Annotated in this window: 25 protein-coding genes; 13 read left to right on the top strand and 12 right to left on the bottom strand. The window is 60.9% G+C overall.

The genetic code is table 11. The features are described from left to right. Positions 1-695: 695 nt before the first annotated feature. Positions 696-1,361 (top strand): CPBP family intramembrane glutamic endopeptidase, encoded by a 666-nt coding sequence (locus ACPYOP_RS18710; RefSeq protein ID WP_481411846.1) that lies wholly within the window; start codon positions 696-698, stop codon positions 1,359-1,361. Positions 1,362-1,555: 194 nt separating this feature from the next. Continuing rightward, positions 1,556-2,611, top strand: coding sequence for a D-alanine--D-alanine ligase family protein (locus ACPYOP_RS18705; RefSeq protein WP_481411845.1), 1,056 nt, complete (start codon positions 1,556-1,558; stop codon positions 2,609-2,611). 98 nt (positions 2,612-2,709) lie between these two features. Here the strand turns inward: ACPYOP_RS18705 and ACPYOP_RS18700 are convergent, their stop codons facing one another. Further along, positions 2,710-3,057: a CAP-Gly domain-containing protein gene (locus ACPYOP_RS18700; protein WP_004117911.1), complete on the bottom strand. Its 348-nt coding sequence runs from the start codon at positions 3,055-3,057 to the stop codon at positions 2,710-2,712. A 253-nt stretch (positions 3,058-3,310) separates the two neighbouring features. On the opposite strand from ACPYOP_RS18700, the gene ACPYOP_RS18695 reads away from it, so the two are divergent. The 4 genes from ACPYOP_RS18695 to ACPYOP_RS18680 all read left to right on the top strand — a co-directional run bounded on the left by ACPYOP_RS18695 (position 3,311) and on the right by ACPYOP_RS18680 (position 7,358). Beyond that, the gene (locus ACPYOP_RS18695) at positions 3,311-4,501 is read left to right on the top strand and encodes a four-carbon acid sugar kinase family protein (protein ID WP_481411844.1); all 1,191 of its coding nucleotides are present in this window, start codon (positions 3,311-3,313) and stop codon (positions 4,499-4,501) included. Further along, a complete protein-coding gene (gene pdxA, locus ACPYOP_RS18690; protein WP_481411843.1) occupies positions 4,498-5,511 on the top strand; it encodes a 4-hydroxythreonine-4-phosphate dehydrogenase PdxA in 1,014 nt (337 codons plus the stop codon). The genes ACPYOP_RS18695 and pdxA overlap by 4 nt, the downstream gene beginning before the upstream one ends. 401 nt (positions 5,512-5,912) lie before the next feature. Continuing rightward, positions 5,913-6,386, top strand: a complete 474-nt coding sequence (locus ACPYOP_RS18685; protein WP_481411842.1) for a VOC family protein — start codon at positions 5,913-5,915, stop codon at positions 6,384-6,386. Positions 6,387-6,614: 228 nt separating this feature from the next. Beyond that, entirely contained in the window at positions 6,615-7,358 is a 744-nt protein-coding gene (locus ACPYOP_RS18680) for a metallophosphoesterase family protein (RefSeq protein ID WP_481411841.1), read from the top strand. A 57-nt stretch (positions 7,359-7,415) separates the two neighbouring features. Here the strand turns inward: ACPYOP_RS18680 and ACPYOP_RS18675 are convergent, their stop codons facing one another. The 5 genes from ACPYOP_RS18675 to ACPYOP_RS18655 form a co-directional block, all read right to left on the bottom strand. After that, a complete protein-coding gene (locus ACPYOP_RS18675) occupies positions 7,416-10,574 on the bottom strand; it encodes an efflux RND transporter permease subunit (RefSeq protein WP_481411840.1) in 3,159 nt (1,052 codons plus the stop codon). A gap of 23 nt (positions 10,575-10,597) precedes the next feature. After that, on the bottom strand, positions 10,598-11,746 hold the full coding sequence (locus ACPYOP_RS18670) for an efflux RND transporter periplasmic adaptor subunit (RefSeq protein ID WP_481411839.1): 1,149 nt from the start codon (positions 11,744-11,746) through the stop codon (positions 10,598-10,600). 61 nt (positions 11,747-11,807) lie between these two features. Continuing rightward, positions 11,808-12,416 (bottom strand): TetR/AcrR family transcriptional regulator, encoded by a 609-nt coding sequence (locus ACPYOP_RS18665; RefSeq protein WP_481411860.1) that lies wholly within the window; start codon positions 12,414-12,416, stop codon positions 11,808-11,810. A gap of 230 nt (positions 12,417-12,646) precedes the next feature. Then, positions 12,647-13,126: a hypothetical protein gene (locus ACPYOP_RS18660; RefSeq protein ID WP_481411838.1), complete on the bottom strand. Its 480-nt coding sequence runs from the start codon at positions 13,124-13,126 to the stop codon at positions 12,647-12,649. 119 nt (positions 13,127-13,245) lie between these two features. Continuing rightward, the gene (locus ACPYOP_RS18655) at positions 13,246-13,677 is read right to left on the bottom strand and encodes an OsmC family protein (RefSeq protein WP_004117925.1); all 432 of its coding nucleotides are present in this window, start codon (positions 13,675-13,677) and stop codon (positions 13,246-13,248) included. A gap of 335 nt (positions 13,678-14,012) precedes the next feature. Here ACPYOP_RS18655 and ACPYOP_RS18650 point away from each other — a divergent pair, with 335 nt between their 5' ends. Further along, positions 14,013-14,822, top strand: a complete 810-nt coding sequence (locus ACPYOP_RS18650; RefSeq protein ID WP_481411837.1) for a FadR/GntR family transcriptional regulator — start codon at positions 14,013-14,015, stop codon at positions 14,820-14,822. 31 nt (positions 14,823-14,853) lie between these two features. Beyond that, positions 14,854-16,002 (top strand): galactonate dehydratase, encoded by a 1,149-nt coding sequence (dgoD, locus tag ACPYOP_RS18645; protein WP_092712672.1) that lies wholly within the window; start codon positions 14,854-14,856, stop codon positions 16,000-16,002. Between the two features lie 319 nt (positions 16,003-16,321). On the opposite strand, the gene ACPYOP_RS18640 is transcribed toward dgoD, so the two are convergent. The 6 genes from ACPYOP_RS18640 to ACPYOP_RS18615 form a co-directional block, all read right to left on the bottom strand. After that, positions 16,322-17,038 carry a Bax inhibitor-1/YccA family protein gene (locus tag ACPYOP_RS18640; RefSeq protein ID WP_481411836.1) on the bottom strand — a complete coding sequence of 239 codons (717 nt, stop codon included), beginning with the start codon at positions 17,036-17,038 and terminating at the stop codon, positions 16,322-16,324. A 22-nt stretch (positions 17,039-17,060) separates the two neighbouring features. Beyond that, positions 17,061-17,831, bottom strand: a complete 771-nt coding sequence (locus tag ACPYOP_RS18635; protein WP_481411835.1) for an anti-sigma factor family protein — start codon at positions 17,829-17,831, stop codon at positions 17,061-17,063. Further along, positions 17,818-18,357 (bottom strand): sigma-70 family RNA polymerase sigma factor, encoded by a 540-nt coding sequence (locus ACPYOP_RS18630; RefSeq protein ID WP_481411834.1) that lies wholly within the window; start codon positions 18,355-18,357, stop codon positions 17,818-17,820. Before ACPYOP_RS18630 ends, ACPYOP_RS18635 begins: the two co-directional genes overlap by 14 nt. Before the next feature lie 65 nt (positions 18,358-18,422). After that, positions 18,423-19,346 (bottom strand): bestrophin family protein, encoded by a 924-nt coding sequence (locus tag ACPYOP_RS18625; protein WP_481411833.1) that lies wholly within the window; start codon positions 19,344-19,346, stop codon positions 18,423-18,425. A 136-nt stretch (positions 19,347-19,482) separates the two neighbouring features. After that, complete coding sequence (gene msrA, locus ACPYOP_RS18620) at positions 19,483-20,229, bottom strand: peptide-methionine (S)-S-oxide reductase MsrA (RefSeq protein WP_481411832.1); 747 nt, start codon at positions 20,227-20,229, stop codon at positions 19,483-19,485. A 120-nt stretch (positions 20,230-20,349) separates the two neighbouring features. Then, positions 20,350-20,559 (bottom strand): SlyX family protein, encoded by a 210-nt coding sequence (locus ACPYOP_RS18615; protein WP_015341249.1) that lies wholly within the window; start codon positions 20,557-20,559, stop codon positions 20,350-20,352. Positions 20,560-20,795: 236 nt separating this feature from the next. Between ACPYOP_RS18615 and ACPYOP_RS18610 the strand changes: the two genes are divergently transcribed. Genes ACPYOP_RS18610 through ACPYOP_RS18590 form a run of 5 tightly spaced genes read left to right on the top strand, consistent with a single transcriptional unit; the run spans position 20,796 to position 25,835 of the window. Continuing rightward, positions 20,796-21,629, top strand: coding sequence for a metallophosphoesterase family protein (locus ACPYOP_RS18610; protein WP_481411831.1), 834 nt, complete (start codon positions 20,796-20,798; stop codon positions 21,627-21,629). Beyond that, positions 21,626-22,789, top strand: coding sequence for an ABC transporter ATP-binding protein (locus ACPYOP_RS18605; protein WP_481411830.1), 1,164 nt, complete (start codon positions 21,626-21,628; stop codon positions 22,787-22,789). The genes ACPYOP_RS18610 and ACPYOP_RS18605 overlap by 4 nt, the downstream gene beginning before the upstream one ends. Further along, positions 22,782-23,705 (top strand): carbohydrate ABC transporter permease, encoded by a 924-nt coding sequence (locus tag ACPYOP_RS18600; protein ID WP_481411829.1) that lies wholly within the window; start codon positions 22,782-22,784, stop codon positions 23,703-23,705. Before ACPYOP_RS18605 ends, ACPYOP_RS18600 begins: the two co-directional genes overlap by 8 nt. Then, complete coding sequence (locus ACPYOP_RS18595; RefSeq protein ID WP_481411828.1) at positions 23,702-24,538, top strand: carbohydrate ABC transporter permease; 837 nt, start codon at positions 23,702-23,704, stop codon at positions 24,536-24,538. The genes ACPYOP_RS18600 and ACPYOP_RS18595 overlap by 4 nt, the downstream gene beginning before the upstream one ends. 31 nt (positions 24,539-24,569) lie before the next feature. Continuing rightward, positions 24,570-25,835 (top strand): ABC transporter substrate-binding protein, encoded by a 1,266-nt coding sequence (locus ACPYOP_RS18590; RefSeq protein WP_481411827.1) that lies wholly within the window; start codon positions 24,570-24,572, stop codon positions 25,833-25,835. Positions 25,836-25,899: the final 64 nt, after the last annotated feature.

Below are 25,899 nucleotides of genomic sequence, written 5' to 3'. Positions count from 1 at the left end.
TTCGGCTCGATCTGATTGGGGGTTGATTACAACGGCATCCTTCACAGATATTACTATCTGTGATGCATCACATGAGGAAATTTCAATCCCCAATAAGGAGAAGTTCTATGGGTGGTTCATCTAATAGTGGGTCTGACAACAGCGGATGGGGCGGCCGGATCGGAGCTGCCGTTGGCGGTGTGGTCGGAGGAACGGCTGGCTCGGCCGCTGGCCCCATGGGCGGAAGGATCGGCGCGGCCGGGGGAGGCTTGGCCGGATACGCCATTGGTAACTCAGTGGAAAATAATATTAATAGCGGAGCCTCACCCGACTATGGTGGCTATACCGCAATGGGCGACTATGGCGGCGGCGCCTCGTCCAATACTGGGGGCGGAATTAGTAGCTCTGGGAGCCACAGGTAGCCCAAGGAATAAGGAACATAGATTCCGACGTTCGTCGGAGTCTATGCTCGGTTGAAGGGGAGTTGACAATTGAAATATCGCGACATCCTCATACCGCTTGCGATCATAAACCCCCTCCTGATTTTTTTGTTTCCTTTCGGTCTACGGGAAATCAGCGATCAGTTCATTTACTTCGCTTTTCTCTCGCCGCTTATTTCGTTTTTGGTGTGGGATTTTCTCATCAGACCATTGTTGCTTCGGAAGCGATGATCCAAGTACTTATTCCAATTCATGCGGTTAGGCGGCTTATTGCTCATGGCGCAGTTCTGGAGGCGATTTGCGGCAGCGGTGACAACGACCTGTCGCATGGTATTTTTCGATTGCGCAGGTGACATTGGGCTTATTATCGGCGCCATACTGGCGGCTTTTCTTACGACCAATATCGCCGGGGTTATGATGTCCACGGCGGATTTCACCCCGATCGTAAAAACGAAGATCGCCTTTATAATACCGATCTTGACGATCAGCACGGTGCTCCTTGCCGCAAGTTTATTCCATATTAGACAGATCACACGACTTGATCGTCAACGTCGGTCGCTGATTTGTGCACTTGCTATAGGTTTTGCGTTGCTCGCGTTAAAGGCCGCTTGGCAGGGGTCAAACCATTTGAGCTACGACATTTCGCCAAGCAGTGTTCTTTTTGTTCTCACCACCTGCATTATCGCCCCCTTTTGCGAGGAGTTGTTTTTCCGGGGCTATGTGTGGTCAAAACTCCGAGCACGCAACAATAACGATACGCTCATCGTCTTTTGCACGACAATTTTATACATAATACCGCACCTCCCGAACAGCCTGTCAGCATTCTTGGACTATGCGATCATCGGCCTTTGCCTCGGCTTTATTTGTTATTTCAGCGGCGGGATATTGCTTTCATTTGTTTTCCATATGGCGATGAATTTCATTGTGATACTTGGCGTATAAACCCCACAAGCTCTGCCCCTACCCAAACTGGAGAATATGGACGGGGAACTGCGCGCCCTGATCTGACGCGGTGTTGGCGCGCGGTACATGTTCCTATGACAGCATACCTTGCGCATCCCTCCCCAATTCCGCTGCAATCCCCCATTTAAACCCTTCTCCCAACACATCCATCCTGGCCCGGGAGAAAAGCCTCAATGTCGAAACTACGCGTCGCCGTTCTGTTTGGCGGTCAGTCTACCGAGCATGAGGTTTCCGTCATGTCGGCCCGCAATGTCGTCAAGGTGATCGATGGCGGGCGATATGAGATCGTGCCGATCCTGATCGATCGCGCCGGGCGCTGGCTGCTGGTGGAGGAAAAGGGCGGCGTGCTGCCGGAGCCGATTGCCTATGAGGGCATGGAAGTCTGCCTGGTTCCGGGCGGCAAAGGGCGGTTGATGGCGCTGGAGGGTGCTGGCGCGCGCGAGCTGCCGGCGGTCGATGTGCTGTTTCCGGTGCTGCATGGGCTGAACGGCGAGGATGGCTCCATTCAGGGCCTCGCCCAGATCGTCGGCCTGCCTCTCGTCGGCTGCGGCATTCTGGGCTCGGCCAACGCGATCGACAAGGACATGGCAAAGCGCCTGCTGCGCGAGGCCGACCTGCCGGTGGCCCGCTCCGTGACGCTGATGCGCGGCGACAAGCCTGATTTCGATGAGATTGCAGCCACGCTCGGCTCGCCCGTCTTCGTCAAGCCCACGCGCCAGGGCTCGTCGGTCGGGGTCAGCAAGGTACAGGATGCCGCGGCGTTCGAGAGCGCGCTTGCCGAAGCCTTCCGGCATGACCGCAAGGTGCTGGTGGAGGAATTCGTGCGCGCCCGCGAGATCGAATGCGCCGTGCTGGAAGAGCCTGACGGCACGCTCTTCGTCTCCGTGCCGGGCGAGATCGCCCCGGCCGCGACCCACGGCTTCTATTCCTACGAGGCGAAATATCTCGATCAGAACGGTGCCGTCGTCACCGTGCCGGCGGATATTCCGGCTGACACGGCAAACGTGCTGAAGCGCATGGCGGCGGATGGCTTTCGTGCGCTCGGATGCGAAGGGCTGGCGCGGGTCGATTTCTTCGTGCGGCCGGATCAGAGCATCGTCATCAACGAGATCAACACCATGCCCGGCTTCACCAATATCAGTATGTATCCCAAGGCCATGGAAGCCTCGGGCATTTCCTATCCGGGGCTTATCAGTCGCCTGATCGAGCACGGGCTTGCGCGGGCCTAGAGCAATTCCAGGAAAAGTGCGCAAGCGGTTTTCCGTCCGGAATTGCGCCAAAACAGAGAGCGGAGGCGGCGAAAGTTCAGCCGCCATCCCGCCTGCTTTCAGACCTTTTCCGTCTTCTTGGTCTTGACCTTGGGCTCGACAGGCGCATCCGGCGTCGGCGCCAGGAGCTTTCTGAGCGAGGCGATCTTGTCCTTGACAAGCGGCCGGAAACGGCTGGCGCGATAGGGCATGTCGGCGGCGCCATAGCCTTCCGGCCCGTCATCATTGCCGCGATGGATCTCCTCCAGCTTCACGCCGATGAAAGTGCCGTCGACATAATGCGTGTATTCGCCGACCCAGCGAATGGTGTAGATCGTCCCCTTGCGGATCAGCTGATCGATGCTGACATGCTTGAACTTGTCATCGATGCAGACGACCTTCTGGCCCACATGGAAATCGTAGCTCACCCTACCCTCCTTGAAGCGGACGAAACACCTTGGCCGCATTGCTCAGATACAAGCATATGCGCATATGCGCCAGTGATTAAACGCGGGCTAAGGTCGCAGCCGTGATCGCCGTGGTTCAATGAATCGGTGACAAAGCAGCCCGTTGACATCCTTCATGGAAGGCTAAAGACTACGCGCCGGAAGAGCAGCCGCAAGGCCTCATCTCCATGCCCGCATCCGATACCAGCAAGGCCCGCTGAAGGCTCCTCCGCCAATGCCCACCCTCCGCCTCATTGCCGATGACCTCACGGGCGCGCTCGATACCGCAGTCGAATTCGTCGGCGTCTACGGGCCGATCGACGTGGAGCGCAGCGACGCGCTTTCCGAGAACCTGCCGGATTGCCTCGCGATCGATAGCGGCACCCGCGAGAAGACGGCGGCCGAAGCGGAGGCGATCGTCGGTGGCATTGCACCGCTGCTGGAGGGCGCCGACCTCGCCTTCAAGAAGGTGGACAGCCTGTTTCGCGGCCCCTGGGCGGCGGAATTGGCCGCCTGCTTCCGGCTCGGCCACTGGCGCCACTGCATCCTCGCGCCTGCCTTTCCGCATCATGGGCGGCACACAAGGGGCGGACGGCAGGTGCTGTATGCGGGTAAGGACGCATGGCGCGATGTCAGCGGTGATCTCGTCGCTCATTTACGAGCGGAAGGATTGCCGGCCTTCAACTCGGCGCTCGATCAGACCTCCGCCGATGGCGCTGAAACGCTGCCCATTCCGGAGGGCATCCATGTTTTCGATGCACATTCCGACGAGGATCTCGACGTCGTCATCGCATGGGTATCGTCGCGGCTGGAGGGACCAGTCCTCTGGAGCGGCACCGGCGGGCTGGCAAAAGCCCTGGCGCGCAATATCGACCGGGCCGCCACACACGCCAAAAAGGACGCGAGTGAACAGCACCCGACGCCATCAGTCCCTATCTCGCGCAAGCTGCAAAGGCCGGTGCTTGGCCTGTTCGGCTCGGATCAGCCGATCACGTTGGCGCAGCTCCAGGCTTGTGGCCCCAATTGGCTGAAGCTTGGCGAAGGCGCCGATGCCGACGCCATCCATCATCAAATTCAGCAAAGTGGCGTCGCCATGGTAAGCCTTGATCTACCGACAGGGCTTGAGCGCGACGATGCCGCAAGGCGGATCGCGGTGACCTTCGGCGGCATGGCTAGGGCATTGCCAGCGCCGGGCACATTGATCGTCGCCGGCGGCGAGACCCTGCGCAATCTTTGCTCGACGCTCGGCGTGACAGCCCTCAGCATCACCGGCCAGGCAGCGCCCGGCCTGCCCCGCTCCACGATTGTCGGCGGTCCCTGGCAAGGCACCACGGTCATCTCCAAATCAGGCGCATTCGGTGGCCCTACCCTGTGGCGCGATCTATTGAGTGAAAACGGGCTGATTGCCGGAGGAGAAGAACCATGACGCGACACCTGGCAATCACCATGGGCGATCCCGCCGGCATCGGCCCGGAAATCATCGTCAAGGCCGCGGCGCGGCTGAAGGATCGGCTCGATAAAGGTAAGCTGAAGCTGACAATCATCGGCAGCGGCCCGGCCCTGCGGCTTGCCGAACGGCAGCTTGGCCTCGAGATCGAAATCCACGAAACGCGGATGGAGGGCGATTGGCCGAACCTTTGCTTCATCCAGGCCGATGCCGAGGGCGAGCCGATCCTGCCGGGCCGGCTTTCCGCCGATGGCGGCCGCATGGCCTTCAAGGCGATCGAGAAGGGCGTCCAGCTGGCGCTATCGGGCAAAGTCGGCGGCATCGTCACCGCGCCGCTCAACAAGGAAGCGCTGAACAAGGCCGGCTTCCATTATGCCGGCCATACCGAGCTGTTGGCGGAACTGACCGGCGCCCGTGGCTCTGTCATGATGCTCGCCCATGGCAATATGCGCGTCAGCCACGTCACCACCCATGTCGCGCTGGAGGATGTGCCGAAGCGCCTGACGCCAGAGCGGCTGCGCCTCGTGATCGACCTCACGCACAAGGCGCTTAAGAATCTCGGCATCGCCAGGCCGAAGATCGCGGTCGCAGCCCTCAATCCGCATGCCGGCGAAGGAGGTCTTTTCGGTCGGCAGGATATCGATATCTCCGCGCCCACCATCGCCAAGGCCGTATCCGACGGGCTCGATATCGTCGGCCCCGTTCCCGGCGACACCGTCTTCGTCAAGCTGCGCGCCGGCCAATACGACGCCGTCATCGCCATGTATCACGATCAGGGGCATATCCCGGTCAAACTGCTCGGTTTCGAAATCGATCCCGCGACGGGCAAATGGATTGACCTTTCCGGCGTCAACATCACCCTCGGCCTGCCGATCGTGCGCACCTCCGTCGACCACGGCACCGCCTTCGACATCGCCGGCAAGGGCATCGCCAATGAGCGCAGCCTGATCGAGGCGATCGAATTCGCCGAGAGGTTGGCGGGCGATTGAGATAGGTTGTTCTGCATCTATCGGCGCCCCCCGTATGCCGAACCTCTGATACCCTCCTCTGTCCCTTTCGGGACATCTCCCCCACAAGGGGGAGATTGTTGGGAGCTGGCCGCCTCGTTCCGCTAAAAGAATAAGAACGCGGGGGATCAGCAAAACTTAATGATGCTTGAGGCAGGAAAGTGCCACGGGTTACCAATCTCCCCCCTTGTGGGGGAGATGTCGCGGAAGCGACAGAGGGGGGTGGCGCACCCTCGGCGAATTTCACAATCGATATCTAAAAGACAATTCCATCTACCTGCATTGACCTAAAAGCATTTTTTCAAATCCACCTGTCGGCACCCCGCTCTATCGAACGTCCTCTGGCAGCTTAGCTGGAGAAAGCTATCCGAAAGGAGCACATTATGTCCAAGATTGCCCCATGCCTGTGGTTTGCACGCGAAGCGGAGGAAGCAGCGAATTTCTACGTTTCGCTCTTCCCCGATTCCAGGATCGATCATGTTCAGAAGAATGTCGTCGACACGCCCGCCGGAAAGTCCGATCAGGTTCTGGTCGTCAGCTTTACGCTTGCCGGACAGCGCTTTATGGCGATGAACGGCGGCAATCGCGTCGAGTTCACCCACGCGATCTCGCTGGAAGTGGATTGCGCCGACCAGGCTGAAGTCGACCGGCTCTGGAACGGGTTGACCGACGGGGGAGCGGCCGTTCAATGCGGCTGGCTCAAGGATCGCTACGGCATTTCCTGGCAGATCGTCCCCACCGTGCTCAGCAAGTATATCGCCGATCCGGATCCGGCCAAAGCCGCTCGCGTCATGCAGGCGATGATGGAGATGGTGAAGCTCGATATCGCCGGGCTCGAGGCCGCCTATCGCGGCTGAGCAACCATTCGGGGAATTGCGCCACGCGCGCGATCCCTCGAAGGCACGTTGAAATTCCCTGCAATTTCAACGGTTCAGACCAATGCCGGCGCTCGTAAGACTTGCGGCAGGTCGATGCTTGGAATACCGTCCGATATAGGCTCGCCGCAGGCGGGTTTCTCGATACCATTCAAGCAATCGGACTGCCGCGGCCGTTCAGGCGCGACCCGGCAGGGAACGGCCGATTTCATGCAGCAGCAACGGGACCGCATCGATCTTACGGGACGCGATTATACCGCGATCTATGCGCTGAGCGACATCCATGGCTGCCACGATGAGATGGCGGAGGCTGAAAGACGCATCGTCGCCGACGCCCGCACCCTTCCCGGCCGAAAGCTTCTGATATTTCTCGGCGATTATGTCGATCGCGGCCCGCGCTCCGGCGACGTGCTGGCACATCTCAGCGCGCCGCCGCCGGAAGGCTTCGACCGCTATGCGCTTTGCGGCAATCACGATGATGTCTTCCTCCGTTTTCTCGATGATCCCGATACCAACGTCCATTGGCTCGAATTCGGCGCGCTGCCGACGCTCGCCTCCTATGGCATCGATGCCAGGCATCTTCTCTTCGACCTTGGATACAGCATCCAGCAATTGCGCGACATGACGCTGAAGGCGATGCCGCCAGCGCATGTCGATCTGCTGCGGTCGCTCGCCGCAGCCGTCACCTTCGGCTCGACACTCTTCGTTCACGCCGGCATCAGGCCCGGTATTCCTTTCAGGGATCAGACGGACGAGGATTTGATGTGGATCCGCGAACCCTTCCTGTCGGAAGGGCCGCGACTGCCGTTTCTAGTGGTCCACGGCCACACGCCTGGCTCCCATCCGACTTTCGGCATAGGCCGCATCGGCATCGATACGGCCGTTTCCATGGGCGGAAGCCTGACAATCCTCAAGATCGCCGATGGCAGGCCGACGATCCTCCCGCCGATCTGAACGGCGCAAACGAAAACCCCGGCCTGCGAGGACCGGGGTTGGCTTTTTTGAGGCGTCCTATTCCGCCGCCACGGCCGGTGGCAGCCGGATCGTATTCTGCTCCTCCTCGTCGGCCTGCTCCTTGACGGGCGGCTCCTCTGATTTGTGCTTCGGCTCGCGGCCGAAGAACAGGGCGTAGCCGGCGGGGAGCACGAAGATCGTCAGCACGGTCGCGACCAGGATGCCTCCCATCATGGCGTAGGCGAGCGGCCCCCAGAAGACACCGCGCGAGATCGGGATCAGCGCCAGCACGGCCGTCAGCGCCGTCAGCATGATCGGCCGGAAACGACGCACGGCCGAGCCGATGATCGCTTCCTTCCGCTCCATGCCCGCCGCGATGTCCTGGTCGATCTGGTCGACGAGGATGATCGAGTTGCGGATGATGATGCCGAGCAGCGCGATGACGCCGAGGATCGCGACGAAGCCGAAGGGCGCGCCGCTGATCAAGAGCGCGCCCGCCGCGCCGATGATGCCGAGCGGGCCGGTGGCGAGCACCAGCATCGCCTTGCCGAAGTGCTGCAGCTGCGCCATCAGGAGGACGACGATGACCACGAGCATGATCGGCGCCTTGGCGGCGATCGAGGCCTGGCTTTCGGCGCTGTCTTCGGCGCCGCCCTGGATCTCGATCTTATAGCCGGCCGGCAGGCTGTTCCTGAGATCGGCCATGTCGTTGTAGAGCTTGGCGGTTACGTCATTCGACTGCACATCGTCGGGCAGGGTCGCCCTGACGCTGATGGTCGGCAGACGGTCACGGCGCCATTCTATGCCCTGCTCCATCACGGGCACGATCTTGGCAACCTGCGACAGCGGCACGAACCCGCCGCTATCGGTCGGGATATAGACCGAGTTCACCGAGGTCAGCAGATGACGGCTCGCGTCCGGTTCGCGGGCGACGATTCCGACGGTTTCCTCGCCTTCGCGATAATTGTCGAGGGTGAAGCCGGACATCGAGGCTTGCAGCATCTGACGGATGCGCTGCGAGGTAACACCGAGAGCGCGGGCACGATCCTGATCGATCACCAGCTTCATGGCCGGCACCGGCTCGAGCCAGTCGTCATGGACGGCGCCGAGCAGCGGATTCTGGGCAAAGCGCTGCTTCACCTCGTCGGCGATGTGGCGAACCTCCTGCCGATCCGGGCCCATGACACGCAGCTGCACGGGCCAGCCTGTGGGAGGACCGAGGAAGAGGCGGTCGACCTTGCCACGGACCGATGGGAAATCGGCTGCCAGAATGCCACGCAGCTTGGTGATCAGCCGCTCGCGGGCCGGCTCATCCTTGGCCATGACAAGCATCTGGGCATAATTCGGATTGGTCAGCTGCTGATCGAGCGGCAGGAAGAAGCGCGGCGCGCCCTGGCCGACATAGGTGGCGATGAAGCGCTTGTCCGGATCGTCGGCCATGCGGGCTTCCAGGGCCTGCGCCTGCCGCTCGACTTCCTTGATGCTGGTGCCCTCGGGCAACCAGAGATCGACGAGGATTTCCGGGCGCGACGATTGCGGGAAGAAGTTCTGCGGAATGAACTGGAAGGACCAGAGGCTGCCGACGAAGGCGGCAAGCGTCAGAAGCAGAACGATGACGCGGTGGCGCACGGCCCAGGCGACCGAGGAGTGCAGACGGCGATAGAAACGAGTGTCGAATACGTCGTGATGCTCGCCGGCGTGATGACGCTGCTTGAGGATCATGTAGCCGAGCCATGGCGTGAAATAGACGGCCACGAACCAGGAAACGACAAGCGCGATGCCGACGACATAAAACAGCGTGCGGACATATTCGCCCGCCGTCGATGCCGCAAATCCCACGGGAATGAAGCCGGCTGTGGTGATCAGCGTGCCGGTCAGCATCGGGAAGGCGGTCGAGGAATAGGCGAAGCTGGCGGCATCGAGCTTCACGAGGCCCTCCTCCAGCTTGCGCTCCATGAGCTCGACCACGATCATGGCGTCGTCGACCAGCAGGCCGAGCGCGATGATGAGCGCGCCAAGCGAGATGCGCTGCAGGTCGATGCCGAACTCGTACATGATGGCGAAGGTCGCGGCCAGCACCAGCGGAATGGCAATGGCGATCACGAGGCCGGAACGCCAGCCGATCGACAGGAACGAGACGATCAGCACGATGATGAGAGCTTCGCCGAGCGCATGCATGAATTCGCTGATGGCATCGGTGACAACGTCCGGCTGGTTGGCGATCTGATCGACCTGAACGCCGACCGGCAGCGAGGCCTCGAAGCGCTTGTAGGTTTCCTCTACCGACGTACCGACATCGGTCACCTTATGGCCGCTCGCCATGACGACGCCGAGCTGCACGCTCAGATGGCCGTTATAGAGGAACTTGGCCGTGTAGGGATCCTGCAGACCGGCGGTGACGGTGGCGATATCGCCGAGGCGCGTTACCTGGCCGCCGGCATTGAGTCGCAGGTTCTTGATATCCTCGACCTTGTTGACATCGCCCTCGACCGAGATGCGCACCGAGCGCGTGCTGGTATCGACATTGCCGGCCGGATCGACATTGTTCTGCCCGACAATGGCATTCTTCAGGTCGTTGAGCGTCAGCCCGCGCTCGGCCAAAACCTTGGACGAGACGTCGATATAAATCTGTTCCGCCTGGTCGCCGATGATCGTGGCCTTCTCGACGCCGGGCGTCGAAAGCAGCATGTCACGGGCCTGAATGGCGAATTTCTTCAGCTCCGGATAGGTATAGCCGTCGCCGCTGATCGAATGCAGCGTGATGAAGGTATCGCCGAATTCGTCGTTGAAATAGGGGCCGAGCAGGCCGGAGGGCAGCTCGTTGCTGATATCGCCCACTTTCTTGCGGATCTGGTAGAAGGCGTCCTTCACCTGTTGGGTGTTGGTATCGCCCTTGATCTGGATTGTCGTGATGGCAAAGCCAGCGCGGGTATAGGATTTGACCCAATCGAGATGCGGCGTTTCCTGCAGCTTGCGCTCGATCTTGTTGACCACCTGGTCTTCCATGTCCTGCAGCGAGGCGCCGGGCCAGACGGTCTGCACGACCATGACGCGGAAGGTGAAATCCGGATCTTCCTTCTGGCCCATATGGGTCAGGCCGAGCGCGCCGGCGATGATGATGAGCCCGAACAGGAACCGCGCAATGCTCGGATGGGCAATCGCCCAGCGCGACAGGTTGAAGCGCTTCCTCTCGCTGGAGGTGCTATTGATGGACATGATGTCGTCCCCCTCGATCCGGGTCAGCGTACGATATCCGCCGAGGCGGCTGTGGTTTCTGCGGAGGCCTGCTGAGCGCCAGCGCTCGGAAGCTTGACCTTCATGTTTTCGGTCATGAATTGCGTGCCGGCGGCAACGACGACATCGCCGGTTTTCAGGCCATCCGCGACGCGCACGCCGTCATCGGCGAAATCGGCGATCTTGATGGTGCGGGAATGCACGGTGCCGGCATTGCGATCGACGAGCCAGACGATCTGCTGCCCGTCCTTCTGCGCAATAGCGCTCAGCGGAATGGAAACATAGGGTTCCGTATTGTCGGCAAGTGCTTCGATGGTCGCGGTCATTCCCAGCAGCACGCGCGGATCGTTCGGCAGGCTCACGCGCACCGCAAACGTGCGCGACTGATCGGCGCTCCCCGATACTTCCCGCACCTTTCCATCCAGAACGAGAGCCGAGTCGGACCAGAAGCGCGCCTTGACGTCCTTGCCGACCTTGAATTGGGCGATATCCATTTCCGGCACCGCGACCTGCGCTTCCTTCTCGCCATCGACGGCAACGGTAATGACGGGCGTGCCGGAGCTGACCACCTGGCCGACATCGGCATTGATCGTCGTGACGATGCCGTTCATGTCCGAGGTCAGGTCGGCATAGGCGACCTGGTTCTTCGCCTCGGTCAGTGCCGAAGCGGCGGAATCCCGCGTCGAAACGGCCTGTTCATAGGAGAGTTCGGCCTGTTCGAGCTGCGACTTGGAGGTGACGTTCTTGTCGAAGAGCGTCTGCGCGCGCGTGCGGGCAAGCCCGGTCGTCTGCACCTGCTTTTCCGCCGAATCCAGATCCGCCTGCGAACGGCGTACCGCAAGGACATAATCGGTCGCGTCCATGCGGGCGAGTACGTCGCCGGGCTTTACCCTCTGGCCGATATCCACCTTGCGTTCGACGACCTTGCCGTTGACGCGGAAACCGAGGTTCATTTCGGTCCGGGCGCGCACGGCGCCGGAATAGTCAAGCTTGCGCGTGGTGTCCGCCTGGGCGATCTCGACCACCTTCACAGGCCGGATCACCTCCGCCGCCTCTTCTTTTTTCTCGTTGCAGCCGGAGAGCGTCAGCGCGAATGCGGCAAAAAGCGCCGCGCCGGCAACGGTCCGTAGTGTGTTGGTCGTCAGCGAAACCATGTCGCTCTCCTAAAGTCGAACAAAAGAGTGGGAGCACGCCGGCCATCCGGTGCGCGCATTGCTATTTCTTCAAAGCCCTGATGACGAATTCGATGATATCCTCGGGCTTGGCCTGGTATGTCTTGCCAAGGCACTGCGCCACCATTTGCGGATGACAGAGATCGACTGTCGCCGCAGCGAAGCATTTAGCTGCGAGATGCGGGTCCTGCTCCGCGAATTCGCCGGCAGCAATTCCTTCCGCAATGATTTCAGCGACCAGCGCCTGCGCCCGCTCGATATGCTTTTCGATGACATGCCAATCACGCTCGATGGCGACGATCACCATCTCGTGAACCTTCTCCTCATCGAGCATGGTCTCGATAATCATCTTGTACTGGGATAGCGCGTAGGTCCGCAGCCGATCGGCCGCACTGATCGGCTGATGACGGATAGCAAGAGCCATCTGATAGCTCTGCCCAAGCATGCGCCCGCAAAGAGCCTGATGAATCTCGATCTTGGAGCTGAAGAACCGGTAGATATTCGCCGTCGACATGCCGAGATCCCGCGCGATATCGGCCACGTTCGTCTTGCTGTAGCCATAGTGGCGAAACAGCTGTTCGGCGGCATCGAGAATGCGCGTGATGTTTTCCTGGCGGGCAGGATCGGCGCTAACGTCGGAAAGATCGAGCATGAGCAGGCCTGATGGTTTACGAGTGACGATTTTCAATTTTCGTCACTCGTAAACCATCAGAGCGCCGATGTCAAGAAAACCACCTGCAACCACAGGCGGTTTTCTGATGCTATTCAATAAACCGATGATGCGTCGAACAACTTGAAACAAGAGTTAAATCATCGACAACGCTCCTCGCGGAACGCAGCGAAAGTGTCCGGCATTTTGTCGCAGCAGCGAAAGTCGCCCGCTCAGGCGCTGATAAGCGTCGGACGAAAGCGGCGAAGGCTGAAAAAGCCGACGAACACAATCACTACCAGCAGCACCACCTGCGCGACCAATATCGGCGGCTCGTTGCCAGTTGGCGCCAGCGCATTGAGCACCGGTATCTTCTGGAACGACTGAACGATCAGCACGAGACAGTTGAAGAAGAGCAGCACCAGCGCGCCGATCACGAAGACGGGACGCCAGATGCCGGAAAGATGAAACCTGTAGCGCGCCAGCGCCGTCGGGATGAAGATGAGAAGACAGACAGTGCCGACGATGATCGCCGGCGTGACGCCGTGAAACGGGAATAGAAAGCCCGTCAGGCTGGTGAGAACGGTGGTCAGCATATAGACGAGCGTCGATCGATTATGACGATTGCCCGTGAGAAACCCCTGGGCCACGACGACGCCACTGACGATGGCGATCAAGCTTATGACGACATGAATTAAGAGAATTCCAGACATCAGCCCCTCCTTAAAGCGCTGCATTTCAGTGAAAATGACAGCGCAAAGCCCACATGGAGGGGACCATACACGAAACGCGCCGCGCCAGCCAGCGCGACGCGAAAGCCTGAAACGACCGCTTAGGCGGCGTGAACTTCCAGAGAAATCGGAACGGAAGCAAGCGCCTTGGAAACCGGGCAACCGGCCTTCGCCTTGTTGGCAAGCTCGGTGAAAGTTGCCTCGTCGGCGCCGGGAACCTTGCCCGTCAGCGTCAGATGGATCGCGGTGATGGCAAATCCGCCCTCGACGCTTTCAAGCGTGACCTTGGCCGTCGTCTCCATGCTTTCGGCGGTGAAGCCCGCCTCATTCAGGATCAGCGACAGGGCCATGGTGAAGCAGCCGGCATGCGCAGCGCCGATCAGCTCTTCCGGATTGGTGCCCGCGACGCCTTCGAAGCGGCTGGCAAAGCCGTAGGGGTAATGATTGAGCGCGCCGCTTTGGGTCGAGATCTGACCCTTGCCGTCCTTCAAACCGCCGGACCATTGGGCCGAACCTGTACGATTGATCTGCATGTCGTCCTCCTTATCATTGAATGAACTTGGGGAGCGGAAGCCGCCTTCCCCATGATGATCGACGGCAAGCGGCCTGGCCACCTGCACCGACACCATAACCCTTCTATCCGCCGAAGACGACGCCGCCGTAACAGAAGCGGCGTCGATTCCGAAAAGGCAATCGCGCGGTCTTTCAAATCATCATACAAGAATATTGCCAATGTATGATGATTGTCGTATCCTGATTTCAACACGGCCGCGAAAGGTGACCGGGCATCGCCTGCATGAGAGACCCGCCTGCCTCTGGTCGAGGGAGATCTTCGGGAGAGCATGCGAAACGGTGTGGAGGAGATAGGGTGGAATCGCTCGAAAGACAGGGGCTCGCAAAACAGGGACATGGCTCCTCAACGCAGCCGGCGCGCCGTCCGCGCGTGCGCAAAAACGTGACCGCCGCGATCGCCGAAGACATCTGCGCCGAACGCTATCCCTCCGGCTCGACCCTGCCGCGCGAAAACGATCTCTGCGACATGTACGGTGTCAGCCGCACGGTTATCCGCGAATCCCTCAAGGTGCTGGAGTCCAAGGGCCTCGTGCGCGGCAAGCCGCGCATCGGCACCACGGTCTGCGACAAGAACGACTGGAACATTCTCGACCAGGATGTCCTGCAATGGATGGGTCCCTTTATCGCCGATTTCGACATTCTCGGCTCCATCCTCGAGGCGCGTCGCACCATCGAACCCGCCGCCGCCGAATATGCTGCTGAACGCGCCACGGCCCGCGAGATTGCCGATCTGGAGAATGCATGGCAGCGGATGCGCGATAGCGGCGATGATCCGGAAGGCTTTACGGAGGCCGACGTGACCTTCCACAACGTACTTCTGAGCGCCAGCCACAACCAGGTGTTCCGGCGCTTGTCCAGCGCCATGCATGCCGGCCTCAAATATGCGCTCCACGCCTCCAACGTCGCCGCCCATAGCCGCGACGAAGCGATCGCGGTTCATGGCGAACTGGTGGAGGCGCTGCGCCTGCGCGACCGCGCCGCCGCGCGCGACTGCGCCAACCGCATGCTCGATCTTGCCGCACGCGACCTCGCCGTCGAACGAAGGCTGGAGGAAGGCCGGAAAACAAATCCCGCAACCCAGAGATCCGCGGCATCGCGCCGCTGACGCAACCCAAGGCCCAAACGGAATCATTCCCATGAAAATCACCAAGCTGACGACCTATATCGTTCCGCCGCGCTGGCTGTTCCTGAAGATCGAAACCGACGAAGGCATCGTCGGCTGGGGCGAGCCCGTGGTCGAGGGTCGCGCGCTTACCGTGCAGGCGGCCGTGCACGAGCTGGAAGACTATCTGATCGGCAAGGATCCGTTCCTGATCGAGGATCACTGGAACGTCATGTATCGCGCCGGCTTCTATCGCGGCGGCGCCGTCCACATGTCGGCCCTTGCCGGCATCGACCAGGCGCTCTGGGACATCAAGGGCAAGGCGCTCGGCCAGCCGATCCACTCGCTGCTCGGCGGCCAGGTGCGCGACAAGATCAAGGTCTATTCCTGGATCGGCGGCGACAGACCCTCCGACGTCGCCAACAACGCCAAGGACGTAGTTGCCCGCGGCTTCAAGGCCATCAAGCTCAACGGCTGCGAGGAAATGCAGATCGTCGACACCTATGACAAGGTCGAAAAGGCTGTCGAAACCATCGCCACCATCCGCGAAGCGATCGGCCCCTATATCGGCATCGGCGTCGATTTCCACGGCCGCGTCCATCGCCCGATGGCCAAGGTTCTCGCCAAAGAGTTGGAACCCTACAAGCTGCTCTTCATCGAGGAGCCGGTGCTGTCCGAAAACCGCGAGGCGCTGAAGGAAATCGCCAACCATTGCTCGACGCCGATCGCGCTTGGCGAACGACTCTATTCGCGCTGGGACTTCAAGTCGGTGCTGTCGGACGGCTATGTCGATATTCTCCAGCCCGACCTCAGCCATGCCGGCGGCATCACGGAATGCCGCAAGATCGCGGCCATGGCCGAGGCCTATGACGTGGCGCTCGCCCCGCATTGCCCGCTCGGCCCCATCGCGCTTGCCGCCTGCCTGCAGGTCGACGCCGTCAGCTACAATGCCTTCATCCAGGAACAGAGCCTCGGCATCCATTACAACAAGGGCAACGATATCCTCGACTACATCTCCAACAAGGAAGTGTTCCAATATGCCGATGGCTTCGTCTCGATCCCGCAGGGACCCGGCCTCGGCATCGAAGTCGACGAGGCCTATGTCATCGAGCGCGCCAAGGAAGGCCATCGCTGGCGCAACCCGGTCTGGCGCCATGAGGACGGCAGCGTCGCGGAATGGTAAGACCATGCTCGTCTCCTGACGGACGAGAAACCGCATATCTCCAATGATGAAAGGCCCGATGGCAGCAGATTTGCGCTATCGGGCCTTTTCTTTAGACAGTGCTCTCTTGGTCCGGCACCTTCCCCCTTTGCCGCCTGGCGGCGAAGATTGCTGCAAACTTGCTCTGCTGCTCCCCAAAAAAGGTTGCGCCTGCAGTATCGGCGCAGATACTGCAGGCGCGTCATGCGTCTCAACAAGCCCCCAGGGAGACGCATTCCCGGAGCATGATCACCGAAGGAGTGGAGTGCCCTTCAGCTCAGACCATGCTCAAGCGAGTAAACTATTCCCGTTCGCCCGTGAAATTCAGCAGCAACTGGAAGATGTTGACGAAGTTCAGGTAGAGCGAGAGGGCACCGAAGACGGCGAGCTTCTGCTGCGATTCCTGATCGTAGTTTTCGGCATACTGTTCCTTGATGTTCTGGGTATCCCAGGCGGTCAGGCCGACGAAGACGACGATACCGATCACCGAGATGGCGAACTGCAGCGCGCTCGAACCGAGGAAGATATTGACGATGCTGGCGATGATCACACCGAACAGGCCCATCATCAGGAACGAGCCGATGTTGGAGAGATCACGCTTGGTCGTATAGCCGTAGAGGCTGGTCGCGCCGAACATGGTGGCGGCGATGAAGAAGGTGCGGGCGATGCTCGTGCCGGTGAAGACCAGGAAGACCGAAGCCAGCGACAGGCCCATGACAGCACAGAACGCCCAGAACATCATCTGCGCCGTTCCCGCCGACATCGACTGGATACGGAAAGAGAAGAAGAACACGAAGGCGAGCGGCGCCAGCATGACGACCCACTTCAGCGGCGTCTGGAAGATCGGCACGTAGAGCGCCGGCGTCGTGCCGACGATCAGCGCGACGATACCGGTCAGCACAAGGCCGATACCCATGTAGTTGTAGACGCGCAGCATATGTTTGCGCAGCCCCTCGTCGAAGAGCGCCTGCGAGCCGGCGGCGGCTCCATAGCCGTATCGCGGATTGGTCGGGTTCATGGTCGTTCTCCTTTAATCCAAACTAGTAGAGGCTGCGGGCGAGCTTCTTGGCATCGCCATCGATTTCATCAGCCTTGCCATCGCCGATCAGCGCATAGGCGACTTCGCCGATCTGCCAATAGGCAGCCTGGACATCGTCACGCTTGGCGTGACTGACCTCCTGGACGGCGAAATTGCCCGGACGAACGGCAAACAGCGACAAATGCCCGTCCTTGCCGGCATCGACCATCATCTCAACGCTCGGACCGAACTCGGACGGATAGATCTGAGCATCGGTGACGCGCCAGCCGCCCGGCAGCTCCGGCAATACGATTGCCGTCGATGCGCGGATTTCTTCCGGATTGTAATTCTCGGTCGCCGATTGCGGCTTGATCTCTTCCCGCACAGCCGTCGTCTTGTAGGCGCGCACGGCATCGTCGACGAAAGACGGCGCCGGTACGGATGCATTGACTTCGCTCGCCGTGAAGGCGCCGAAGGATGTATGCGCGATCCAGCCAGTCGCCACCAGCACGGCAACGGCCGCGACGCGCTGGAACGAGCTCAGCATGCGTCCATAGACCAGCCCGCGCTCCAGCCGCCGGGCGGCTTCGCGCGTTTCGGCCCGGACCACATGGCCTTCGCCGGCCAGCGCCATGCGCAGCTCGCCGCGAATGCTCATATCGGCCATCACCTTGGCCGCGATCTCGGGATGCTCCGAGAGGTAGGACTCCACCTCGACGCGGCGCGCGAGCGTCAGCTCGCCATCGACATAGGCGTCGAGATCGGTATCGATGATCGGATCAACGATTTTCATTGCCGCCTCCGTCGATAACACGCAGATGGGAAACCTTGGAGGTAGCCTCCTCGAAATGACGCAGCGTCGCGCGAGCCCGCGCGATGCGGGACATCAGCGTGCCGACGGGAATGCCGAGCGCGGATGCCGCCTCCTGATAGGAAAGATCCTCGATCGCCACGAGATGCAGCGCTTCGCGCTGCTCCTCGGGCAGGCTGAAGAAGGCTTCGCGGACCTGGCTCAAACGCACGGTATGATCCTGCGATGCCGGCAATACCGGTTCGAGCTCGGCTGCGGCCTCCTCGTGACGACGGTTCTGCGATTTCGTCTGGCGCAGGCGGTCGATATGCACATTGTGCAGGATCGATAACAGCCAGGTGCGCAGATTGCCGTCACGCCGGAAGGATGCCTTGCGCTCATATGCCTTTACCAGCGCGTCATGCACCAGATCCTCGACTTCGTCCGCATTGCGCACGAGCGAGCGGGCATAGCGTCTCAGCGAACCGAGCTGCCCCAAAACATCGAATGTGCGTCCTTTGCGTTCCATACCCCTATATACGGAAGCACTCCGGATTCTATTCCATCGCCCGACGAATATTTTTGCAGATTTTTTTACATCAGCAGGAAATCTTTGGGCTGCGGCAGCGGCGGCAGGTCGGTTTCGCCAAGCGCTTCGCGCAGATTGATCTCGATCGTATCGGCAAGGGCGCCGATGGCGAGCGCATTGGGCCGATGGCCGAACGGATCTTCCAGCTCGTCGCCCAGCGCATCGAGACCAAAGAATGTGTAGGCGATCAAAGCCGTGACGAAGGGGGAGCCCCAGCCGAGCGTATCGACGAAACCGAAGGGCAGCAGGAAGCAGAAGAGATAGGCGGTGCGATGCAGGAGCAGCGTATAGCCGAAGGGCAGCGGCGTGTTGCGCAGCCGCTCGCAAGCAGCTTGTGCCGCACCCATCTGGCCGATCGTGATATCCAGCATCTGATATTGGATATCCGAAATCGTGCCCGATGCCTTCAATCGCGCGAGATCGGCAGACATCAGGCGCAGGATAAGGTCGGGCCGGTTCTGGGCCGCATGATAGAATTCCGCCTCGCTTGAAGTCAGCAGGCGCAGCACCTTGCCCTCGTCGCTGCCGGGCCGCAGGAGGCAGACGAGCGCCTGCGCGAAGGCCATGGTCAGGCGCAGCAGGTTATTGCGCGCCTCGATACCGGCCTCCCCTGCACTCTCCAGCACCAGCGTCTGGCGGGCGAAGCCACGCACCACACTGACGAGCTGCCCCCAGTCGCGCCGCCCCTCCCACCAGCGATCGTAGCAGGCATTGTTGCGGAAGCCGAGGAAGATCGAAAGGGCAATACCGAGCAGCGACAGCGCCGAGCCATTGAAGGAAACGATGAGGTTCGGTCGCTCCTCATGCCCCCAGACGATCAGCGTGGACAGTAGGAAAATGGCAATGATCTGCGGCAGGATGCGCCGGACGATCGACCCGCGAACGATGAAGAAAAGCTGGAGGAGATTTGGCCGGTCGCGGACGATCATGGCGAGACGCACTCTCGATCAATGTATGGTGAAGGCACCAATACACCAGAGGAGCCGGCAGTAACGCGCATTTCTTGCAAGGCAGTAATGCAGGCGGCCATGACCGGCGGGCATCGCTCGCCGGTCACTGCACCAGTCATTTCGCACTTGCCGTCACCAGAACCGGGTCGGCGCGATAATCGCCGGGAAAGAGATGTTGCAGGTTCTTGATCTTGGGCAGGTCGTTGATGACGATATAGGGATAGGTGGGGTGCGTCGTCAGGAAATCCTGATGATAGTTTTCTGCAGCATAGAATTGCCGTGCCGGTTCGATCTTGGTGACAATGGCCGCGTCGAAGGCCTTGGTATGGTTGAGCTGGTCGATATAGGCCTTGGCAATGTCGGCCTGGGACTGGCTGGTCGGGAAGATCGCCGAACGATACTGCGTGCCGGTGTCCGGCCCCTGATAGTTCAGCTCCGTCGGATCATGCGCTACCGAGAAATAGATCTGCAGCAGGTGCCCGTAGCTGATCTTGTGCGGATCGAAAACGATGCGCACGGATTCGGCATGACCGGTATCGCCTGCGCTCACCATTTCGTACTGAGCCGCATCCTTGCTGCCGCCGGTATAGCCCGAGGTCGCGCTGATCACGCCGTTGACATGCTGGAAGACGCCCTGGACGCCCCAGAAGCAGCCGCCGGCGAGCACCGCCGTCTCCGTACCGGATGAACCTGCCTTCTCATCCATGCTCGGCGCGGGAATCACCCGCGCATCCTCGGCCGAGGCGCGACCGACAAATTGCAGCGCAACGCCGCCAAGCAATACCGCGATCGCCGCGCGGCCGGCAAAACGGGCGACACGCTGTGAACCGATACGGATCTTGTCTGTCGATAAAGTCTTCATGATGATTTCCTCTCGACCGCGATTGTAAATGCTCCGGTCACAAGGGAATACGGGAAGACAGGCACTTTTGTTACATACGACCGCGTGTAACACCGAAACGTGAAGATCGGGCGGAGCTGTTCAGTAGTGCGGCGGCTTGGTAATCGCCGGTGCGTCGAGCGATTGCTCCTCCAGCGTCAGAAACCGCTCCGTCAGCCGGTCCAGCTTCTGCCTGGTCTGCTCGACTACCTTCCATTGCTCGGCGAGCTGATCGGAAAGCTCCTCGATCGTCTTGGCTTGGTAGGCGACCGTTTCCTCAAGTTTGGTGATGCGGCTTTGTTCGTCTGACATGTCTGATCCCTTTCGCAACGATCTACAGCACCGGTACCGTCGCGTACAGCCCTTCCATTCCGCATGAGGCGAGCTGCAACGTCGTTTGACGGTAATGTGACAAAACTGAAAAACAGCTGAAAAGACCCGTTACCTAAATGACATGGCGACCTTCTAAAGAGAGCGCTGAGACGCGCCGGTTTTGAAGGCCATTCCTTCCGCGGGCGCACCCTTTCTGAAGACTGCGGAGAAGCGCCTTGAAGATCATCCAGATCACCGACACGCATTTGAGCCCCAACAAGCCGCATTTCAACGGCAATTGGGAGCCGCTGGCGAAATGGATCGAGGCAAGCGGCGCCGATCTCGTCGTTCACACCGGCGACTTGAGCGTCGATGGTGCCGACAAGGATGAAGATCTCGTCTTCTCCATGGATCTGATGCGGCAGGTCTCCGTGCCGATGCTGATCGTGCCCGGGAACCACGATGTCGGCCACTTGCCGGGCTCCTATCAGCCCGTCAATCCGGAACGGCTGGAGCGCTGGCGCCGCCTCGTCGGCCCCGATTATTGGGCAAAAGACGTCGGCAACTGGCGCCTGATCGGCCTCAACAGCCTGCTCATGGGCTTCGAGGATGCCGAAGAACAGAAGCAGTTCGACTGGCTGAAGGATATGCTCGAGAGCCGTGGCGAGCGCCGCGTTGCTCTCTTTGCCCATAAGCCGCTTTTCGTCGATGCGCCCGATGAGGGCGATACCGGCTACTGGAGCGTTCGTCCGGCGCAGCGCCGCCACCTCCATGATCTGATCGCGGCCCATGATGTCGCTCTCTTCGGCAGCGGCCACCTGCACTGGACCTGGGAAGGCAGCTTCAATGGTACGAACCTCGTGTGGGCACCGCCCGCAGCCTTCATCCTCGGCGAAATGGAACGCGAAATGCCGGGCGAACGGCTGCTCGGCGCAGCGATCCATGAACTTGGCGAGACGATCTCGACCGAGCTCGTCGCGGTACCCGGCATGACCGCCTACTTCCTCGATGACGTCGTCATGGAAGTTTATCCGCAGGCTGCCCCCAAGGCAAAGGAGCCGACCGAATGAGCGCGCTTTCGCTTCGCGGCATCGCCAAATCCTTCGGCGGCAACGCCATCCTTAAGGGTGTCGACCTCGACGTCCAGCCGGGCGAATTCATCGCCCTCGTCGGCCCGTCCGGCTGCGGCAAGAGCACGCTTTTGCGTATCCTCGCCGGCCTCGACCATGCCGACAGCGGCGAAATCATCCTCGGCGGCGGCGACGTGTCAGGCGTCGCGGCGGCGGACCGCAACATCGCCATGGTCTTCCAGTCCTACGCGCTCTATCCGCATCTGACGGCATCGGAAAACATCGCCGTGCCGCTCGCCATGCGCCGCCTGTCGCGCGTTCAGCGCCTGCCGTTCATCGGCTCGCTGATCCCAGGTCAGCGAGCCGCCCGCGCAGGCATCATCCGCGACGTCCGCGAAATGGCTGTTTCGCTGAAAATCGATCACCTGCTCGATCGCAAGCCCGGCCAGATGTCCGGCGGCCAGCGCCAGCGCGTGGCACTCGCCCGCGCCATGGTGCGCCGCCCCAGCATCTTCCTCATGGATGAGCCGCTCTCCAATCTCGATGCCAATCTGCGCGTCCATGCCCGCGGTGAGATCGTCGATCTGCACCGCCGCGCCGGTGTCCCCACCGTTTACGTCACGCACGACCAGGCCGAGGCGCTGTCTATGGCCGATCGCGTCGCCGTCATGATCGGCGGCCAGTTGCTGCAGCTCGCCTCGCCACAGACGATCTATGACGATCCTGCCCATGTCGAAGTCGCCCGCTTCGTCGGCCAGCCGCGCATCAATCTGCTGCCGGCACGGGCTGAAAACGGCATCGTCGCCTTCGGCGGCATCCGGCTTGTGCTAGAAGACGGCACCATTGCCGGCAACAATGTCACGCTTGGCATTCGCCCGGAATTCGTGCGCCTCACCCAAAATCGGCAGGATGCGCTCGCCGCCCATGTTGAGCGCATGGAGTTCCTCGGCTCCGAAGTCATCCTCTATGCCAAGCTCGACGCCATCGGCGAGACCATGGTCGTCAAGCTCTCGCCGGCCGAAGCTGCCGGCCTTTCCGCCGGCATGCCCGTTGCCCTGACGCTTGCAGCCGAACAGGCGATGGTCTTCGCCGAAGACGGCCGCCGTTTGCGAGCGGCACCGACAACCGTCGACGCCACGCGGGAGAAGGCGCATGGCTAGTATTGCCGCCACCTCCCTGCCGATGCAGTCGGCAGCGGCGCGCGAACGCAGCGAGGCTTGCACGGCATTGCTCTTCGCCCTGCCCGCCATCATCCTAATCGTGCTCTTCATCATCGTGCCGATCGTCGCCGTCGTCGTGCTCGGCTTCACCGATTTCCAGCTCGGCGACAAGAGCCTGCGCTTCGTCGCCTTCGAAAACTACGCGCATCTGCTGCGCGACCGCGCCTTCGTGAAATCGCTCTGGAACACGGCGGTCTATACCGCGATCGTCGCGCCCATCTCGATCGTGCTCGGCCTCGGCGTCGCACTGCTGATCGAGAGCGAAGGCATCGGCCGCAGCTTCTTCCGCACGGCCTACTTCCTGCCGGTGGCGTCGCTGATCGTCGCGATGGCGACCGTCTGGCAATATCTCTTCCACCCGACGATCGGCCCGATCAATGCGCTTCTGGCCGAGATCGGCGTGCGCGGCCCGAACTGGCTCGGCTCTTCGGCGACCGCCCTCTATAGCCTGTCGATCATCGGCGTCTGGCAATCTGTCGGCTTCAACATGGTGCTGTTTCTCGCCGGCCTCACCGCCATCCCGCGCGAGCTCTACGCCGCTGCCGAAGTCGACGGCGCCAAATCGGCCTGGGACCGCTTCTGGCTCGTCACCTGGCCGATGCTCGGGCCAACGACGCTCTTCGTCACCACCATCAGCATCATCAACGCGGTGAAGGTCTTCGACACCGTGAAGGCCCTGACCGACGGCGGTCCGAACCATGCTTCGGAAGTCCTGCTTTTCACCATCTATCAGGAGGGCTTCGTCTATCTCCGGGTCGGCTATGCCTCGGCGATGACCACGGTCTTCCTCGCAATCCTGGTGGTGCTGACCTTCCTGCAATATCGCGTTCAAGACCGGCAGGTGCATTACACATGACCTCCACAGGCTTCACTCCCGGCCGCATCCTGCGCCTCTCTCTGCTGATCCTGGGCTCGCTCATCTTCCTCGCGCCCTACATTTTCATGATCTCGACCGCCGGTAAGGCGCAGGACGATATCTTCACCTCGGCGCTCAAGCTGATCCCGACGCATTTCTTCTACGTCGAGAACATCGCCAAGGCGCTAAGCAAGGTTGACATGGGCACGCTGCTCTTCAACGGCGTCCTCGTCTGCGGCCTGATCTTCTTCTTTCAGGTGCTGATCGCCATTCCCTGCGCGTATGCCATGGCAAAGCTGAAATTTCCGGCCGCGCGCATGATGATGGTGCTGGTCATGCTCGGCCTGCTGATCCCGATCCATGCGACGGCGCTGCCGCTCTATGTCGGCTTCAACAGCCTTTCGCTCTTGAACAGCTACGCCGCCCTGGTGGCGCCCTTTTCGATCTCGGTCTTCGCGATCTTCATGTTTCTGCAGTTCTTCCGCGCCATGCCTGACGATCTGATCCACGCCGCCCGCCTCGACGGCATGTCGGAACTCGGCATCGTCGCCCGCGTCATCGTGCCGAATGCCTGGCCGGCGGTCACGGCCTTCGCGATCTTCTCGGTCGTCGCGCACTGGAACGACCTCTACTGGCCGCTGATCGTCATCAGCAAGCAGGACTACGCCACGCCGCCGCTGGGCCTCATGTACTTCCGCGCCGCGGAAGCCGGAGACGACTACGGCGCACTCATGGCGGCAACCCTGATCATCACCCTTCCCCTCGTCGCGGCATTCCTTCTCGCGCAGAAGCGTTTCGTCGAGGGCATCACCATGACCGGTCTCAAGGGCTGACCGGTTCGAATTCGAAAACGGAGAACGAGCGATGAAGCATATCACCCAGATTCTCGCCGCCGCGGCCATTTCGATGGTCGTGACGGTCCCGGCTTACGCCGAAACCACCCTGACGGTTCACTATCCCATGCCCGGCTTCTTCAAGAACGTGATGGACACGATCTCGAAGAAGTTCATGGAGGAAAATCCCGACATCAAGATCCAGTTCGCCGCTCCTTCGGCCACCTATGAGGAAGGCATCCAGACCATCCTGCGCCAGGCCGGCACCAGCGAGATGCCCGATGTCACCTTCATCGGCCTCAACCGCCTGCGCATGATCGACGAGCGCAACGTCGCCGTCGACCTCGGCCCCCTCGTCAAGAAAGAGGGCAACATGGCTGAAAAGGGCTTCTCGGACACGATCCTGAAGCTCGCCCAGGTCAAGGGCAAGCAGGTCGGCCTCGCCTTCGCCACCTCCAACCCGATCATGTACTACAACGCCGACCTGGTGAAGGCTGCCGGCGGCAACCCGGACAACCCGCCGAAGACCTGGGACGAGGTCATTGCGCTTGCCGGCAAGATCAAGGCGCTCGGCAACGGCGTCGACGGCATGGACTTCCGCTGGCAGGGCGACGACTGGATGTTCTCCGCCCTTCTGTTCGGCGCAGGCGGCAAGATGCTGAGCGACGACGAAACCAAGGTTGCCTTCAACGGTCCCGAAGGCCAGAAGGCCGTCGAGCTGATCCAGCGCTTCGTCAAGGAAGGCGGCATGCCGGTCTTCACCAAGGCTGCCGGCGAACAGGCTTTCGCTGCCGGCAAGGTCGGCTTCGAATTCCAGACGACCGGTGCGCTCGTCAACACCATCAAGAATGTCGGTGCCAAGTTCGACCTGCGCACCGCCAAGCTGCCGCTGATCGATCCGGTCAACGGCCACCTTCCCACAGGCGGCAATGCCGTCGTCATCCTGACCCATGACCCGGTCAAGGAAGAAGCCGCCTGGAAGTTCGCCAAATTCGCCGCCGGCCCCTATGGCGCCTCGGTCGTCGTTCCCGGCACCGGCTATGTTCCGAACAACGAACTGGCTGCCAAATCTCCGGAATATCTCGGCGACTTCTACAAGAAGAACGCGCTGTTCCAGGCCGGCCTGAGCCAGATGTCGCTGATGATCCCCTGGTATGCCTTCCCGGGCGCCAACGGCGTCAAGGTCACGCAAACCATCGTCGACAACCTCTCGCGCGTCGTCGATGGCTCGGCGACGCCGAAGGAAGCCCTCGAAGACGCCGCTTCCGACGTCGAAGGCCTGCTGCCGCGCAGCTGATCGCCCACGCGGTTACGAATACTGCGCCGCCTCTGCCAAAGAGGCGGCGTTTTCATATGCGGAA

Source organism: Rhizobium sp. KNZ2-6A (assembly GCF_056755475.1).
The sequence above is the reverse complement of the archived record's forward strand: the minus strand, read 5'-3'. Positions and strand labels throughout refer to the sequence as shown.

Excerpts from the sequence above, each read along its gene's own strand:
- ACPYOP_RS18685 (WP_481411842.1), top strand. The coding sequence starts at position 5,913 with ATGTCCAAGATTGCCCCATGCCTGTGGTTTGCACGCGAAGCGGAGGAA.
- ACPYOP_RS18635 (WP_481411835.1), bottom strand. The coding sequence starts at position 17,831 with ATGAAAATCGTTGATCCGATCATCGATACCGATCTCGACGCCTATGTC.
- ACPYOP_RS18630 (WP_481411834.1), bottom strand. The coding sequence starts at position 18,357 with ATGGAACGCAAAGGACGCACATTCGATGTTTTGGGGCAGCTCGGTTCG.
- ACPYOP_RS18655 (WP_004117925.1), bottom strand. The coding sequence starts at position 13,677 with ATGCAGATCAATCGTACAGGTTCGGCCCAATGGTCCGGCGGTTTGAAG.
- ACPYOP_RS18600 (WP_481411829.1), top strand. The coding sequence starts at position 22,782 with ATGGCTAGTATTGCCGCCACCTCCCTGCCGATGCAGTCGGCAGCGGCG.
- ACPYOP_RS18640 (WP_481411836.1), bottom strand. The coding sequence starts at position 17,038 with ATGAACCCGACCAATCCGCGATACGGCTATGGAGCCGCCGCCGGCTCG.
- ACPYOP_RS18605 (WP_481411830.1), top strand. The coding sequence starts at position 21,626 with ATGAGCGCGCTTTCGCTTCGCGGCATCGCCAAATCCTTCGGCGGCAAC.
- msrA (WP_481411832.1), bottom strand. The coding sequence starts at position 20,229 with ATGAAGACTTTATCGACAGACAAGATCCGTATCGGTTCACAGCGTGTC.
- ACPYOP_RS18670 (WP_481411839.1), bottom strand. The coding sequence starts at position 11,746 with ATGGTTTCGCTGACGACCAACACACTACGGACCGTTGCCGGCGCGGCG.
- dgoD (WP_092712672.1), top strand. The coding sequence starts at position 14,854 with ATGAAAATCACCAAGCTGACGACCTATATCGTTCCGCCGCGCTGGCTG.
- ACPYOP_RS18680 (WP_481411841.1), top strand. The coding sequence starts at position 6,615 with ATGCAGCAGCAACGGGACCGCATCGATCTTACGGGACGCGATTATACC.
- ACPYOP_RS18590 (WP_481411827.1), top strand. The coding sequence starts at position 24,570 with ATGAAGCATATCACCCAGATTCTCGCCGCCGCGGCCATTTCGATGGTC.
- ACPYOP_RS18625 (WP_481411833.1), bottom strand. The coding sequence starts at position 19,346 with ATGATCGTCCGCGACCGGCCAAATCTCCTCCAGCTTTTCTTCATCGTT.
- ACPYOP_RS18710 (WP_481411846.1), top strand. The coding sequence starts at position 696 with ATGGCGCAGTTCTGGAGGCGATTTGCGGCAGCGGTGACAACGACCTGT.
- pdxA (WP_481411843.1), top strand. The coding sequence starts at position 4,498 with ATGACGCGACACCTGGCAATCACCATGGGCGATCCCGCCGGCATCGGC.
- ACPYOP_RS18675 (WP_481411840.1), bottom strand. The coding sequence starts at position 10,574 with ATGTCCATCAATAGCACCTCCAGCGAGAGGAAGCGCTTCAACCTGTCG.
- ACPYOP_RS18705 (WP_481411845.1), top strand. The coding sequence starts at position 1,556 with ATGTCGAAACTACGCGTCGCCGTTCTGTTTGGCGGTCAGTCTACCGAG.
- ACPYOP_RS18660 (WP_481411838.1), bottom strand. The coding sequence starts at position 13,126 with ATGTCTGGAATTCTCTTAATTCATGTCGTCATAAGCTTGATCGCCATC.
- ACPYOP_RS18615 (WP_015341249.1), bottom strand. The coding sequence starts at position 20,559 with ATGTCAGACGAACAAAGCCGCATCACCAAACTTGAGGAAACGGTCGCC.
- ACPYOP_RS18695 (WP_481411844.1), top strand. The coding sequence starts at position 3,311 with ATGCCCACCCTCCGCCTCATTGCCGATGACCTCACGGGCGCGCTCGAT.
- ACPYOP_RS18595 (WP_481411828.1), top strand. The coding sequence starts at position 23,702 with ATGACCTCCACAGGCTTCACTCCCGGCCGCATCCTGCGCCTCTCTCTG.
- ACPYOP_RS18665 (WP_481411860.1), bottom strand. The coding sequence starts at position 12,416 with ATGCTCGATCTTTCCGACGTTAGCGCCGATCCTGCCCGCCAGGAAAAC.